Annotated in this window: 14 protein-coding genes; 10 read left to right on the top strand and 4 right to left on the bottom strand. The window is 71.6% G+C overall.

Annotated features, from left to right (window positions below):
- Positions 1-107 precede the first annotated feature (107 nt).
- From ispG to IQ251_RS07775, 7 genes are all read left to right on the top strand, one after another.
- Entirely contained in the window at positions 108-1256 is a 1149-nt protein-coding gene (gene ispG, locus IQ251_RS07805) for a flavodoxin-dependent (E)-4-hydroxy-3-methylbut-2-enyl-diphosphate synthase (RefSeq protein WP_193927796.1), read from the top strand.
- 104 nt (positions 1257-1360) lie between these two features.
- Complete coding sequence (locus tag IQ251_RS07800) at positions 1361-2197, top strand: GNAT family N-acetyltransferase (RefSeq protein WP_193927795.1); 837 nt, start codon at positions 1361-1363, stop codon at positions 2195-2197.
- 81 nt (positions 2198-2278) lie between these two features.
- Positions 2279-4066, top strand: coding sequence for a penicillin-binding transpeptidase domain-containing protein (locus IQ251_RS07795; RefSeq protein WP_193927794.1), 1788 nt, complete (start codon positions 2279-2281; stop codon positions 4064-4066).
- 120 nt (positions 4067-4186) lie between these two features.
- Positions 4187-4597: a PIN domain-containing protein gene (locus tag IQ251_RS07790; RefSeq protein WP_193927793.1), complete on the top strand. Its 411-nt coding sequence runs from the start codon at positions 4187-4189 to the stop codon at positions 4595-4597.
- Between the two features lie 78 nt (positions 4598-4675).
- Complete coding sequence (gene map / locus IQ251_RS07785; protein ID WP_193927792.1) at positions 4676-5533, top strand: type I methionyl aminopeptidase; 858 nt, start codon at positions 4676-4678, stop codon at positions 5531-5533.
- A gap of 66 nt (positions 5534-5599) precedes the next feature.
- The gene (locus IQ251_RS07780) at positions 5600-7135 is read left to right on the top strand and encodes a cobyric acid synthase (protein ID WP_193927791.1); all 1536 of its coding nucleotides are present in this window, start codon (positions 5600-5602) and stop codon (positions 7133-7135) included.
- An 18-nt stretch (positions 7136-7153) separates the two neighbouring features.
- The gene (locus IQ251_RS07775; protein WP_193927790.1) at positions 7154-7408 is read left to right on the top strand and encodes a type II toxin-antitoxin system Phd/YefM family antitoxin; all 255 of its coding nucleotides are present in this window, start codon (positions 7154-7156) and stop codon (positions 7406-7408) included.
- A gap of 84 nt (positions 7409-7492) precedes the next feature.
- Here the strand turns inward: IQ251_RS07775 and IQ251_RS07770 are convergent, their stop codons facing one another.
- The 3 genes from IQ251_RS07770 to IQ251_RS07760 form a co-directional block, all read right to left on the bottom strand.
- Positions 7493-8890, bottom strand: a complete 1398-nt coding sequence (locus tag IQ251_RS07770; RefSeq protein WP_193927789.1) for a mycothione reductase — start codon at positions 8888-8890, stop codon at positions 7493-7495.
- A gap of 14 nt (positions 8891-8904) precedes the next feature.
- Complete coding sequence (locus IQ251_RS07765; protein WP_193927788.1) at positions 8905-9900, bottom strand: VanZ family protein; 996 nt, start codon at positions 9898-9900, stop codon at positions 8905-8907.
- Between the two features lie 147 nt (positions 9901-10047).
- Positions 10048-10590: a YbhB/YbcL family Raf kinase inhibitor-like protein gene (locus IQ251_RS07760; RefSeq protein ID WP_193927787.1), complete on the bottom strand. Its 543-nt coding sequence runs from the start codon at positions 10588-10590 to the stop codon at positions 10048-10050.
- A 273-nt stretch (positions 10591-10863) separates the two neighbouring features.
- Between IQ251_RS07760 and IQ251_RS07755 the strand changes: the two genes are divergently transcribed.
- Together IQ251_RS07755 and IQ251_RS07750 are read left to right on the top strand one after the other, a co-directional pair.
- On the top strand, positions 10864-11754 hold the full coding sequence (locus IQ251_RS07755) for an NAD(P)-dependent oxidoreductase (RefSeq protein WP_370591260.1): 891 nt from the start codon (positions 10864-10866) through the stop codon (positions 11752-11754).
- Between the two features lie 216 nt (positions 11755-11970).
- Positions 11971-12777, top strand: coding sequence for a S1 family peptidase (locus IQ251_RS07750; RefSeq protein ID WP_193927785.1), 807 nt, complete (start codon positions 11971-11973; stop codon positions 12775-12777).
- A gap of 52 nt (positions 12778-12829) precedes the next feature.
- On the opposite strand, the gene IQ251_RS07745 is transcribed toward IQ251_RS07750, so the two are convergent.
- Positions 12830-13450 (bottom strand): LysE family translocator, encoded by a 621-nt coding sequence (locus tag IQ251_RS07745; protein ID WP_193927881.1) that lies wholly within the window; start codon positions 13448-13450, stop codon positions 12830-12832.
- 389 nt (positions 13451-13839) lie between these two features.
- Between IQ251_RS07745 and IQ251_RS07740 the strand changes: the two genes are divergently transcribed.
- The gene (locus IQ251_RS07740; RefSeq protein WP_370591259.1) at positions 13840-14658 is read left to right on the top strand and encodes a S1 family peptidase; all 819 of its coding nucleotides are present in this window, start codon (positions 13840-13842) and stop codon (positions 14656-14658) included.
- The last annotated feature ends 5 nt before the right edge of the window (positions 14659-14663 follow it).

Here is a 14663-nt window from a genome sequence, read left to right as displayed (position 1 = left end):
TGACGACTGCAGCCCCCGTAGCGTCCGGCCGGATGATTTCCGCCCGGTATCGTGGTGCCCGGGCGGTGGGTGCCGTCCCCGAAGACACCGAAGGTGGAGAAGACTCGATGACCGTCGATCTGGGCATGCCCGCGAACCCGGCTCCGGTGCTCGCGGAACGGCGCAAGACCCGGCAGTTGCAGGTCGGGCCGGTCGGAGTGGGCAGCGAGTCGCCCATCTCCGTGCAGAGCATGACGACCACCAACACCACCGACATCAATGGCACCCTGCAGCAGATCGCGGAGCTGACCGCCTCCGGCTGCGACATCGTGCGGGTCGCCTGCCCGACCGCGGACGACGCCGAGGCGCTCCCGATCATCGCGCAGAAGTCGAAGATCCCGGTCATCGCCGACATCCACTTCCAGCCGAAGTACGTCTTCGCCGCCATCGAGGCGGGCTGCGCCGGGGTGCGGGTCAACCCGGGCAACATCCGCAAGTTCGACGACCAGGTCAAGGAGATCGCCCACGCGGCGAAGGACCACGGCACCCCGATCCGGATCGGGGTCAATGCCGGTTCGCTGGACAAGCGGCTGATGGCCAAGCACGGCAAGGCCACTCCGGAGGCGCTCGCCGAGTCGGCGCTGTGGGAGGCGAGCCTGTTCGCGGAGCACGACTTCAACGACATCAAGATCTCGGTCAAGCACAACGACCCCGTGGTCATGGTGCGCGCCTACGAGCTCCTCGCCGAGCAGTGCGACTACCCGCTGCACCTGGGCGTGACCGAGGCCGGCCCGGCGTTCCAGGGCACGATCAAGTCTTCGGTGGCGTTCGGTGCGCTGCTGCGCCAGGGCATCGGCGACACCATCCGCGTCTCGCTGTCGGCCCCGCCGGCCGAGGAGGTCAAGGTCGGCCAGCAGATCCTGGAGTCGTTGAACCTGCGCCCGCGCAAGCTGGAGATCGTGTCCTGCCCGTCCTGCGGACGTGCCCAGGTGGACGTGTACAAGCTCGCGGACGAGGTCACCGCCGGGCTGGAGGGCATGGAGGTCCCGCTGCGCGTGGCGGTCATGGGCTGCGTGGTCAACGGGCCCGGCGAAGCCCGGGACGCCGATCTCGGCGTGGCGTCCGGCAACGGCAAGGGCCAGATCTTCGTCAAGGGCGAGGTCATCAAGACCGTTCCGGAGCACCAGATCGTGGAGACGCTGATCGAGGAGGCCATGCGCCTCGCCGAGGGCATGGAGACCGACGACGGGGAATCGCCGGTCGTGTCCGTCGGCTGAGCGAACCCGCGGCACTCGCCTGAACGGGTGAGTCCGAGCGGGGGAGTGCGGTGCCATCGCGTACCGGGCCGACCGCGGGGCGGTGTTCGTGGCACGCTTGGCGCGTGCTCAAGCTCGCCGGCACTCGGCTCCTGGAGGAACGCGACTCGCTGCTGGTGCGTTCCGCGCTCGACGCCGCGCCCGTCGCGGCCTGCATGGTCGCCGCGCGCGTCGAAGAAGCCGGCCTGCACCCGCTGCGGCTGGGTGGCGAGATGTGGGGCTACGGCGAGGACCTCGCCGGGCTGTGCTTCTCCGGCGCCAACCTGGTCCCGCTGCGCGGCGGTCCGGATGCGATGCGCGCGTTCGCCGAGCGGGTGCTGCGCCGCAGGCGGATGTGCTCGTCGCTGGTCGGCCCGGCCGAGCAGGTGCTGAACCTGTGGGGCGAGGTGGCCGCCGACTGGGGGCCCGCGCGGGAGGTGCGCGCCGAGCAGCCGCTGCTGGCGCTGTCCGGTCAGCCCGCGGTGACCCCGGATCCGCTGGTGCGCCCCGTTCGACCGGACGAACTGGAGCGCTACCTGCCCGCGGCGGTGGCGATGTTCACCGAAGAGGTCGGCGTCGACCCGTACAGCGGGGGTGGTGCGGCCGCCTACCGGGCGCGCGTCGCGGACCTGATCGCCGGTGGGCGGGCCTTCGCCCGGTTCGAAGGCGGCGAGGTCGTGTTCAAGGCCGAGATCGGCGCGCTGTCCCGCACGGTCGGCCAGATCCAGGGCGTGTGGGTGCACCCGGATCGGCGCGCGGCGGGACTGGGCACGATCGGCACCGCCGCGGTGGTCGACCGCCTGGTGCGCGGACTGGGCCGGACGGCGAGCCTGTACGTCAACGATTTCAACACCGGGGCCCGGCGCTCGTACGACAAGATCGGCTTCCGCAACGTCGGATCGTTCAGCACCGTGCTGTTCTGATCTTCACTTGATCGGGCTTCCTGCCCGCGGTCGGCACCGGACGTGCTGACCCGGTCGGTCCACCCGGGCATACTCGGCCGCATGAGGTTGGTGCGGATCTTCGGCGGTGCGGCGGCTCTGCTCCTGCTCCCGGTTGCGGCCTGCAGCAGCGGGCCATCGGAGGACGAGGTGGCGGGAGCCTTCCTCAACGCGGTCGCAGCCGGGGACGCCGCCGAAGCGGCACGGCTCACCGATGATCCGGCCGCCGCCCGGTCCGCGCTGGAAGCCGTGCACCGCGGGCTCGACCCGGAGTCCGCGGCTGCGCAGATCCAGGAGGTCACCGAGGACGAGCAGGGCGCACCGGTGGCCCGGTTCGACTGGACTTGGAACTTCGGGCCCGGCAAGGAATGGCGCTATCCCAGCGGGCTGCGCCTGGTCGAGGGGGAGCAGGGGCCCGAGGTGCACTGGTCGCCGTCGGTCGTTCATCCGGACCTGCGGCGGGGGCAGGTGCCCGTGTTCGCCGAGCAGCCCCCGCAGCCACCGCCGGTGCTGGACCGGGACGGCAACGAGCTGATGCAGCCCGCGGAACTGGTCACCGTCAGCCTGCAGCCGGCAGAAGCGGGCGATCTCGACGCGGTGGCCGGGCAGCTCGGCGACGCGCTGAGCGGCGTCGATCCCGCCATCAACCGGGAGTCCATCCTGGAAGGCGCGCGGCAGGCACCACCGGGGCAGCCCTATACCGCGGTCACCCTGCGCCCGGACGACTACGCGCAGGTGCAGGAGGACATCCAGGACCTGCCCGGCGTCCGGCTCGGCGGGAACACCCGGTTGATCGCTCCGGAGCGCGGCTTCGGCGACCAGGTGCTGTCCGGAGTTGCGAGCCGTGTCGACGAGCAGGTGCAGCGCAACGCCGGTTGGCGCGTGTACGTGGCGGGACGGGACGGCGCCGAGGTCGAGCAGTTGCACCAGGTCGCGCAACGCCCGGTGCCGCCGACCCAGGTCACGCTCAGCGAGCAGGCCCAGCAGGCCGCAGAGGACGCGCTCGACCCGGTCGAGACGCCCGCGATGCTGGTGGCGGTGCGCCCGTCCACCGGTGGACTTGTGGCGGTCGCGCAGAACGATCCGGCCGACGCCCAGGGGCCGGTGGCGCTGACCGGGCAGTACCCGCCGGGTTCGACGTTCAAGATCGCCACCGCCGCGGCGGCGCTGCAATCCGGTCGAGTCGACGCGGGCACCCCGGTCGAGTGCCCGCCGCGCAAGGAGTTCGACGGCCGCGTGCTGCCCAACGCCGATGAGTTCGATCTGGGCACCGTTCCGCTGCACACGGCCTTCGCCGAGTCCTGCAACACCTCGTTCGCCCAGCTCGCGGTGGACATGCCCGCCGGTGACCTCACCCGCGCGGCGGGGCAGCTTGGCATCGGCGCGGACTTCGAGATGCCCGGAGCCACCACCATCACCGGTCAGGCACCGGAGGCCGACACCACGGTCCAGCGGGCGGAGAACGGCATCGGGCAAGGCGAGGTGTTGGCGAGCCCGTTCGGCATGGCGTTGGCCACCGCCGCGGTCGCCGAGGGGCGGATGCCCGTCCCGTCGCTGATCCGGGGCGAGCACACCGGTACGCAGCCGCCGCCGGAACCGTTGCCCGGTCCGGTCCTCGACCAGTTGCGCTCGATGATGCGGGAGGTCGTCACCTCCGGGACCGGATCCGTGCTGTCCGGGTCGGGCGAGGTCGTGGGCAAGACGGGCACAGCCCAGTTCGGTGACGGGACGCGGGCGCACGGCTGGTTCGCCGGTTACCGGGAGGATGTGGCCTTCGCCGTGCTCACCACCGATTCCGAGGAATCCGCCCCGGCGCTGCAGGCCGCGCAGCGGTTCTTGGAGGGAACGTGACGCTGCGCGGTCCGGATTTTCGCGAATGCGTCACGTGTTCGGGGAGTTACGCGCTGAGCACGCAGTGCTAAGTTGTTCGCTGCACGCGCCATCGCGCCTGCGGTTCGAACGGGAGGGCTGTTGATCTACCTGGATGCCTCTGCCCTGGTCAAGCTCATCGCGCCCGAACCCGAGAGCTCGGCGTTGAGCGAGTGGGTGCTCGCGCGCAGGCAGCATGCGCGCACGACCAGCGCGATCTCGCGCGCAGAGGTGCTGCGTGCGCTGCGCGCCGAAGGTCCTGCCGCGGAGGATCTCGCGTCGATCGTGCTGTCCAAGATCGAGCAGCTGCCGGTCGACGACGCGGCGCTGGACGCGGCCACCGCGATTCGGTTGCAGGTGGATCCGCTGCAGGCACTGCACCTGGGCACCGCGGTCAGTCGCGCCGAGGGGCTGCACGCCTACGTCTCCTACGAGCCGGTGCTGCTGGCGGCGGCGGCCGATGCCGGATTGCGCACCGCATCGCCCGGGTCCCGGCTGGCGGCCGAACCGTGATGTGCGATCGGCCATAGCCCGGCCCGCTGGCGGGATGCGGGCCGACCGCGGCGGTGCGGCACGTTCTACAGTGTGGTCATGCCGGTACGCGCCCCGCTGACCCCAGGTGTCCAGACACCCCGCCGCCCCGTCCCCGCGAGCATCGAACGCCCGGAGTACGTGGACAAGCCGGCTCCGGCGCGCGGCACCGAACCGGACGTGCAGTCGGCCGAGGTCATCGAGGCGATGCGGGTCGCGGGCAAACTCGCGGCGCAGGCGCTGGCCGCAGCGGGCGATGCCGTCCGGCCCGGGGCCAAGACCGACGACATCGACGCGGTCGTGCACGAGTTCTTCTGCGACAACGGCGTCTACCCGTCCACGCTCGGGTACCGCGGATTCCCGAAGTCCTGCTGCACCTCGCTGAACGAGGTCATCTGCCACGGGATCCCGGACTCGACGGTGATCGAGGATGGCGACATCGTCAACGTCGACGTCACCGGGTATGTCGGCGGCGTGCACGGGGACACCAACGCCACCTTCCCGGCGGGCGAGGTCGCCGAGGAAGTCCGGCTGCTCGTGGAGCGCACGCACGAGGCGATGATGCGCGGAATCAAGGCCGCCAAGCCGGGACGCGAGCTCAACGTCATCGGCCGGGTGATCGAGTCCTACGCCAAGCGGTTCGACTACGGCGTGGTGCGCGACTTCACCGGACACGGGATCGGCCGCTCGTTCCACAGCGGGCTGGTGATCTTGCACTACGACGAGCCTTCGGTGCAGACGGTCCTGGAACCCGGCATGACCTTCACCATCGAGCCGATGATCACCCTCGGCACCCACCAGTACGACGTGTGGGACGACGACTGGACGGTCACCACCAAGGACAAGAGCTGGACCGCGCAGTTCGAGCACACGATCCTGATCACCGCGGACGGCAACGAGATCCTCACCCGCGCGTGATCCGCAGCTCGCCGTGACCCGCGGGCGAGTTCTGCGCACGCTGGGGAGTCGGGTAGGAACGTCGTCGTGAACGCACTCCTTGTTGCCGGGACGACCTCGGACGCGGGCAAGAGCGTCGTGACCGCCGGGATCTGCCGCTGGCTGGCTCGCAGCGGCGCGTCCGTGGCGCCGTTCAAGGCGCAGAACATGTCCAACAACTCGGTGGTCACCCCGGACGGCGGGGAGATCGGGCGCGCGCAGGCCGTGCAGGCCGCCGCGTGCGGTGTGCAGCCCTCGGTGCGGTTCAACCCGGTGCTGCTCAAACCAGGCAGTGATCGGAGTTCGCAGGTCGTGGTGCTCGGCGAGGTCGCCGGGGACGTGACCGCGATGTCCTACCGCAGCCGCAAGGCCGCGTTGCTCGACGTGGTCGCCGCCTCCCTGGAGCGGTTGCGCGCCGAGCACGACTACGTGATCTGCGAAGGCGCCGGATCGCCCGCTGAGATCAACCTGCGCGAGACCGACATCGCCAACATGGGATTGGCCCGCGCTGCGGGGCTTCCCGTGCTGGTGGTCGGCGACATCGACCGCGGCGGGGTCTTCGCGCAGCTGTTCGGCACCCTGGCGCTGCTCGACGCCGCCGATCAGGCCCTGGTGGCGGGTTTCCTGGTGAACAAGTTCCGCGGAGCGCCGGAACTGCTCGAACCCGGGCTGGACCAGCTGCGCGCGCTGACCGGTCGACCGGTGCACGGGGTGCTGCCGTGGGCCGAGGAGCTGTGGCTGGACGCCGAGGATTCGCTGTCCTACGCCGCGGACGGTGTGCTGGGCAGACCGGCACCGCCGCACGGCGACCAGTGGTTGCGGGTCGCCGTGCCCAAGCTCCCGCGGATCTCCAACGCCACGGATGTGGAGGCGCTCGCCGCCGAACCCGGGGTCGCGGTCCGGTTCGTCACCGAGCCGTCGCGGCTGACCGATGCGGATCTGGTGGTGCTGCCCGGATCGAAGTCCACCGTCGCCGACCTGGATTGGCTGCGCCGCACCGGACTGGCCGACGCGGTCGTCCAGCACGCGCGCAGCGGCTGGCCGGTGGCCGGAATCTGCGGCGGATTCCAGATGCTCACCCGCCGGATCACCGATCACGTGGAGAGCCGCTCCGGTGCGGTGGACGGGTTGGGCCTGCTCCCCGGCGAGATCGAGTTCGCCACCCGCAAGACGCTGACCAATCCGGCGGGGACCGCATTCGGGCACCCGGTGCGCGGGTACGAGATCCACCACGGCCTGGTCCGCGGCGCGGAGGAGGTGGCGCCGCTGGTCGCGTTGGACGGCGGTGGGACGGAAGGCGGGGTGGCCGGACCGGTGCTGGGTACGCACTGGCACGGATTGTTCGAGAACGACGGTTTCCGCCGGGATTTCCTGCAGCGGGCTGCCCGATGGTCGGGCCGGGACGGGTTCCGGGTCGCCGCGGACACCTCGTTCGCCGCGGTGCGCGCGGGTCAGCTCGATCTGCTCGGGGATCTCGTCGAGCAGCATCTGGACACCGGGGCGCTGCGTGCGCTGCTGGACGGCGGGGTGCCGGGCGGGCTGCGCACCATCGGCCCCGCCGGCATCCTGCCCGAGCCGGTGTGATGCGGGTAACGTCGTGGCATGGCCGTCGAATTCACCGCGGACGAAGCCGCGGCACGCCTCACTGAGCTGATGGACCGGGTCGAGTCGGGCGACGAGGTGGTGATCACCCGGTTCGGCGCGCCGTCGGTGCGCCTGGAGCCGGCGGGGCCCGGTAGCGGCGCCATGCGCGCGGGGGTGATCTCCGCGGCGTGGACGGCGCCGACGGCGGTAGCCGCCTTCGACATGGGCACCGACTACGCCGGGCCCGGGGACTGGGCGGACTGGTCCGGCTAGGGCGGCACACCACGGCCGCGATCCCGGCACCCTGACCCGCGTGCTCCAGCGGGGTCCGGGGAAACCGCCGCGCCGGTGGCGGGTTCAGCGCAGCGGCAGGTTCAACAGCGCGTTCTCCACGAGTTCGGGCATGGCGGGGTGGATCCAGTACTGCCCGCGGGCCATCGCGCGGGCGTCCAGGCCGAACTGCATCGCCTGGATCAGCGGCTGGACGACCGTGGGTGCCTGCGGCCCGATGATGTGCGCCCCGAGCAGCTGGCCGGTGTCCGGATCGGCCAGCAGCTTCGCGAAACCGGTGGTGTCCTCCATCGCCCAGCCGTAGGCGATCCCGCCGTAGTCCTGGGTCGCGGTCACGTACTCGATCCCGCGGTCGCGGGCCTGCTGCTCGGTCAGTCCGACCGAGGCGATCTGCGGTGAGGTGAACACGGCGTGCGGGACGACGCGGTGGTCCGACTCCACCGGGTCGTCCGGGTGCAGCAGGTTGTGCTGCACGACCCGTTCCTCGTGGTTGGCCACGTGTTTGAGCTCGTAGGCGGAGCTGACATCGCCCAGCGCCCACACCCCGTCCGCCGAGGTGCGCTGCTGGGCGTCCACCACGACCTTGCCGTCCGGATCGGTCGTGACGCCTGCCTGCTGCACGTCCAGCAGGTCCGAGTTCGGGGTGCGGCCCACCGCGATCAGCAGCTGCTCGGCGGCCACGACCTCGGCGCCTTCCGGGCCTTCCAGGTGCAGCAAGACGCCGTCGGCGTCGCGCTCCACCGAGGTCGCCTTGCGGTTCAGTCGCAGGTCCCACTGCCGCGCGGCCAGTTCGGTGATCCGCTCGGAGACGGCCTCGTCCTCGCCGCGCAGCAGGCGGCCGGACCGGCCGATCATGGTCACCTGCACGCCGAGTGCGGCGAAGACGTGCGCGAGCTCGGCGCCGATGAACCCGGTGCCCATGACGATCATGCTGCTGGGCAGTTCGGCCAACCGCATCACCGAATCGCTGGTGTGGTAGTCGATCTCGTCCAGCCCGGGCACCGCGGGGGCGAGCGGCCGGGTTCCTGCGGCGATCACCACCCGGTCGGCGGTGATCGTCTCCGGTCCGTGCGCGGTGTCCACGGTCAGCTCCCGCTGCCCGGTGAAGCGCGCGACGCCCTCGAACAGGGTCACGTTCTCGTTGTCGAACATGCGGTAGTGCCGGCCGCCGCTGGAGATCGCGTCGATCCGCCCGAAGATCCGGTCCCGGATATCGGGCCAGCGCACCCGCTGCAGCTCCAGATCGACGCCGAGCCGCTCGCCCTCGACCGGTGCACCGGCCACGTCGGCGGTGTGCACGAACATCTTGGTCGGGATGCAGCCCACGTTCAGGCAGGTTCCGCCGTACGCCGAGTCGGGGCCGATGCCCTTGTCGACGATGGCCACGTTCCAGTCGTCGAATCGCTCGTCCGGGATGGAATTGCCGGATCCGGAGCCGATGATCACGAGATCGAAATGCCGCACGGGTTCATCCTGCATCATGTCGGGGCGGGAGTGGATCGGCCCGCCGTTCGGAGGTCGCTGAAGTGCAACCCCGCGAGGCGTCCGGAGATTCCGCGGACGTCGCCGCCGGTGAACGCGGCGCCGCCGTGCAGCAGGCAATACACCGCGACCAGCGCCGCCGCGGGTGCTCCGTCGGCCGCATCGCGGAGCTCGGCGCACCCGAGCGCGGCGGCGAGACCACCGCATCCGCAACCCCAGCGCAGCACGCATGACCGGAGGGGATGCGGGGTCGGCGCGGCGCCGAGCAACACGGCCCGTTGGCCGAGCGAGGTCCCGCGGCCGGCCAGCAGCACTGCCAGGGCCAGCAGCGCCGGGATGAACCAGCAGGCCCCCGCGCGCCGCCAGCCCGGGGAGTGCCCGCCGGTCAGCACCGCCGCGCTGATCGCGGACGCGGACAGCAGCAGCGTCAGATCGCACGCCATGCCCAGCACCCTGCGCCCGGGGGTCGCGGACCGGGCCGATCGGACATCCGGCGGGGGTCGCGGAGGAGCCGCCGGTGCCAGCGCGCCGAGCGCGCTTCCGCAGGTGTTGGTGAGCAGGTCGTCGACGTCGAACACGCGGTAGGCGCAGGGCAGCAGTGACCAGAATCCGGTCAGCTGCGCGTGTTCCACGAGCAGCGATACCGCGGCACCGGCGCCGACAGCGGTCGCGCGGGTTCCGCGGTACCGGCGCACGAGCACGCCGAGCGGGACGAACAGCGCGATGTTGGCGGCGAACTGGCGGGCGTGCTCGGCCTCGCCGAGGCCGGACAGGAGCCGCCACTGCGCCGCGGCGCAGCCGGTCGGCGGGTGCGGCCAGAACACGTAGCAGGCGAGTCCGGCCGCGTACAGCAGGACCGCCATCGCTCCCGCGCAGGCGCGCGGGTGCAGCTGCCCGCACCTGCGGTGCTGCGCGGCCACGAGCGGAGCCAAGCCCAGCGCTGCCGCGCAGCAGGCGATCACGGTGGCGTACCACCCCGGCAGTGCACTCATCTGCGGTCCCCCGAACCTGCGCGCGATCTCTGGCCGTAGATAAGAGGGCCGGGACCGCCGCGTGGATTCAGCGCGACCGGGTGAACCGGGGGGTGGGCGCGGGAGCACCGGGGACGGCCGCAGCGCGGCGGCCCCGGTGCCGGGGGATCACGCCTGGTAGGTGGGCGTGATCACCGCGCGCGCCACGGTGTGGAACGCGAGGTTGAAGCTCACCACCGCCGGGCTGGCGTTCTCGTCGACGCCGAGCTTGTCGGTGTCCACGGCGTGCACCACGAAGTAGTAGCGGTGCGGCCGGTCGCCGGGCGGCGGGGCAGCGCCGCCGAACGCCCGCTCACCGAGGTCGTTGGCGACGTGGAAGGCTCCTTCCGGGACACCGCCGTCCCGCGAACCGGCGTCGCGGGACAGCTCGGTCACCGACACCGGCACGTCCACCAGGACCCAGTGCCAGAAGCCACCGGGGATCGGGGCATCCGGGTCGAAGCAGGTCACCACGAAGCTCTTCGCGGATTCCGGGAATCCCTCCCAGCTCAGCTGCGGGGACACGTTCCCGCCACCCGCGCCCATGCCGTCGTAGGCGTGGTCCTGGCTCATCGGCTGGCCATCGGTCACGTCGGTGGACGTGACGGTGAAGGCCGGGACCGGGGGCAGCAGCGAGTACGGGTCCGGGTCGACGGGGCGTTCCAGGCTCATGCAGCATCCTCCTCATCTCCGAGGGCGGCGGTCGATCCACCGCGGAGCGCACCGGGCGGGGGGCCGTGCCCGCCGGCGGCGAGCCGGTCCGCGTCAACGGTGCGCGATCACCGGTGCCACCCTAGAACAACCGTCCCCGGACCGGGTCAACTCGGCGAGCTCGCGAACGCGACGCCGGTGGGTACGCCGGTGGCCGGTCGCCCGCCGGAGTGACTAGGCTGCGCCCGGTCACCACTCAGCATTGGAGAAGCAGTGCACGTCCACATTGGTCCGGTGGAAACCCCCGAGCTCAAGCGCGCGGTGCTCGACGCGGGGGCCGAAACGGCGCCGCTGGAAGAGGCTTCGGCGCTGGTCTGGTTCGGAGCCGGGCCCGAGCGGTTCGCGGAGTACGACCACCCGGGCCTGGAATGGGTGCAGCTCCCGTTCGCCGGCATCGAGCCGTGGGTGGCTGCGGGCGCCCTGCGCGAGGGCATCACGTTCACCTCGGCGGTGGGCACCTACGCGGAGACGGTCGCCGAGCACTCGCTCGGGCTGATGCTCACCGGCGCGCGCCAGTTGCACCGCATGGCCCGGGCGCACGAGTGGACGGCGCCGGAGGGCATGCGCGGCCTGTTCGGATCGACCGTCGGCATCGTCGGTGCCGGCGGGATCGGCCGGGCGCTGATCGGGCTGCTGCGGCCGTTCGGCGTGCGGGTGCTGGCGACCAACCGCTCGGGCAAACCGGTCGCCGGTGCCGAGCAGACCTGGCGGGCGGCCGATCCCGAGGGTCTGCGCACCGTTCTCGCGGAGTCCGACTTCGTCGTGGTGGCGGCGCCGGCGACCGCGGAGACCGACCGGCTGATCGACCGGGCCGCGCTGGAGTCGATGAAACCGGGCGCGTGGCTGATCAACGTGGCGCGCGGCTCGCTGGTGGACACCGAGGCGCTGGTGGCGGCGTTGGACGAGGAGCGCATCGGCGGTGCGGCCCTGGACGTCACCGAGCCGGAACCGCTGCCGGCCGGGCATCCGCTGTTCGACCACCCGCGCGCGATTATCTCGCCGCACCAGGCCAATCCCGCTTCGCTGCTGATGCCCGCCCTGGCCAGGCGCGTGGAGGAGAATGTCCGCCGCCGGATGGCCGGTGAGCCGCTGCTGGGGCTCGTGGATCGCGAAGCCGGTTACTGAGCCGGATACGCGCCGCCGATCAGTCCGAAGTGGACGAGCCAGTCGTTCCGCCGAGTGATGTGCCCCGCGCTGTGGATCACCTGATCAGGTGGCGGTGATCGGTCGGGGTGTATCCATCGGCGGGCCGTCCCCCTCTTCTTCGTGGACACTTTGTCGAGCCGGAGGGGGCCGGTCGAGCCGACCGCGCCGGGTTGCTCCGGGTGAGGAGGCAGCGAAATGGCACGTGCACGATGCCGCATTTTCTCCGCGTTGGGAGTGCTGGCCGCAGGGGTGTTGTCCTCGGCTCTGCTGGCTGCGCCGGTGGGTGCGGTCGACCAGGATCCGGTTTCGGCCAAGGCGCCACCGATCGTGGGCGGCCAGCCGACGGGCATCGCGGACAGCCCCTTCGTCGCGTTCCTGGTCGACGCGCAGGGCAACCAGTTCTGCGGTGGCACCATCGCCCGGGCGAACAAGGTCATCACCGCTGCGCACTGCATGACCGGGGAGACGCCTTCCACCCTGCGGGTGGTCTCCGGGCGGGAGGACAAGAACTCCCAGGCCGGCACCACCGTCGACGTCGCCGACATCTGGGTCCACCCGGAGTTCACCGAACCCGGCAGCGGAGCCGATGTCGCCGTGCTGACCCTGGCCGGCGAGGTACCCGAACCCCCGCTGGAGCCCGCAGGGCCGCAGGACCGCGGGCTGTATCAACCGGGCACGCAAGCCCAGGTGTACGGCTGGGGCGCGACCGAGGAGGGCGGATCGCAATCCGACGTCCTGCGGCGCGCGGACGTGCCACTGGTCTCCGACGAGGAGTGCGGCCGGGCCTACAGCGGATCGTTCACCGCGGACGCGATGGTCTGCGCGGGCGTGCCGCAGGGCGGGGTGGACAGCTGCCAGGGCGATTCCGGCGGACCGCTGGTGGCCGGTGATCGGCTGATCGGGATCGTCTCGTTCGGCAACGGGTGCGCCCGGCCAGGCGAGCCCGGTGTGTACACCGAGGTCGCGCGCTACCACCAGGATATCCAGGCCCAGCTGACCTGATCCGGTCCGGCTCGACCCCGGGTCGCGGCGGTGCGCCGGACCGCGGCCCGGGTCAGCCGGCGACCAGACCCACCGAGATGGTCAGGAAGGCGGTCGCGCTGACCGCGTCCAGCGACCTGGCCACCCCGGGGCGGCGCAGTCGGCCGGCGATGCGCGCAGCGCCGAGCACGATGGCCAGTTCCCAGATCGCGGCCACGACGAGGAAGACCACCCCGAGGAACACGAGCTGGGCGGTCGGCTGCGCGGCCGCGCCGATGAACTGCGGGAGGAACGCCAGGCTGAACAGCAGCATCTTCGGGTTGGTGATGTTGCTCAGGAAACCGCGGGCGAACGGGTTGGCCGGGTCGGCGACCTCCCCGCCGAGTGCTCCGGGGCCGGCTTCCCGACGGGTCAGCCACAGCCCGCGCGCGATCGTCGCTGCGAGGTAGACGAGGTAGCCGGCCCCGATCCACTTCAGCGCGGTGAGCACCGCTGGGTTGCTGGTGATCAGTGCTCCGAGCCCCGAGATGACCACGGCGACCTGCACCGCGCTGGCCGAATGGATGCCGGCGAGCGCCAGCAGCCCGGCGCGGCGTCCGGTGCGCAGCGAAGTGCGCAGCAGCAGGAACGCGTCCACGCCCGGCGTCAGGGTCACCACGGCCGCGGCCAGCAGGAAGGCGGGCAGCGGTGTCATGTCGAGCACGGTCGTTCCTCCCGGTTCTCGGGTCGTGGTGCGCCCGGCCGCGGGTGCGCGGTCCGGCGTGGTGGGGCTGGGCCTCACTGGATCGGGCGGTGATCATCCCCCGGGCGGGTCTGCCGTAGCCGTCGGAACATCCGCAGCCTGACCAAGTAATCCGGATCAACTGCTCTGCTCTACGAGGGCTGGAGGAAATATTTTCGCTGACTGACAGTCTAACGAAATATCCTCCTGTGCAGATGTGATCTGCACCTCGTGATCACCGCGTGATCGGGCCACTACGGTGAGCCGTCGCCAGCCGCGTGAGGACGGCGGCCGACGAACTGCTCTGGAGGACCGGCGTGCGAAGTGCCGTGGAGGACGCTGAAGGTGCAGCGGGTGGGGGCGTGCGGTCTCGCGGTGGTTCCGCGCTGCGCCTGCTGCTGACAGGAACGATGGCCGCCGGGACGGTGGCCGCGGGGGCGCTCACCGGCGTACCCGCCGCCGCGGTGACCGATGACCAACCGCAGGCCCGGGTGCTCGGCGGCGCGGAGACGTCCACCGACCAGGCACCCTGGGCGGTCGCGATCACGGACTCATCGGGACGGCAGTTCTGCGGTGGGGCGCTGGTGAGCGAGGTCAAGGTGATCACCGCGGCGCACTGCGCCACGAGTTCCGTCACCGGCGACGAGCGGTCCCCGGGCTCGCTGCGCGCCGTGGCGGGCCGGGCGGATCTGAGCTCGCAGAACGGCTCGGTGGCCGAGGTCGAGGACGTCTGGGTGCATCCCGAATACCGCGGCTACACCTCGGGTGACGACCTCGCGGTGCTCACGTTGCGCGATCCGCTCCCGCAGCAGCCTCTCGGCGTGGTCGGTGCTGCGGACGATTCGGCCTACCGGCCCGGCACGACCGGCACCGTCTACGGCTGGGGGCGCACCAGCGAGGACGGTGCGCCGTCCGGTGTGCTGCGTTCGGTGGATGTGCCGGTGACCAGCGGACGTGAGTGCGGGCACGCCTACTCGGAGTTCGACGAGCGCGGGATGTTCTGCGCCGGCGTGCCCGAAGGCGGGCGCGATGCCTGCGCGGGCGACTCCGGCGGACCGTTCGTCGTGGACGGCGAGCTCGCCGGGGTGGTGTCCTACGGCACGGGCTGCGGCAGGCCGGGCACGCCGGGTGTCTACACCAAGGTGTCCGGGTACTCGGCGGAGCTGGCCGCCCAGCTGTGAGCTCG

Source organism: Saccharopolyspora montiporae, assembly GCF_015209505.1.
Classification (GTDB): Bacteria; Actinomycetota; Actinomycetes; order Mycobacteriales; family Pseudonocardiaceae; genus Saccharopolyspora; species Saccharopolyspora montiporae.
This window is presented reverse-complemented; position numbering and strand designations above follow the sequence as displayed.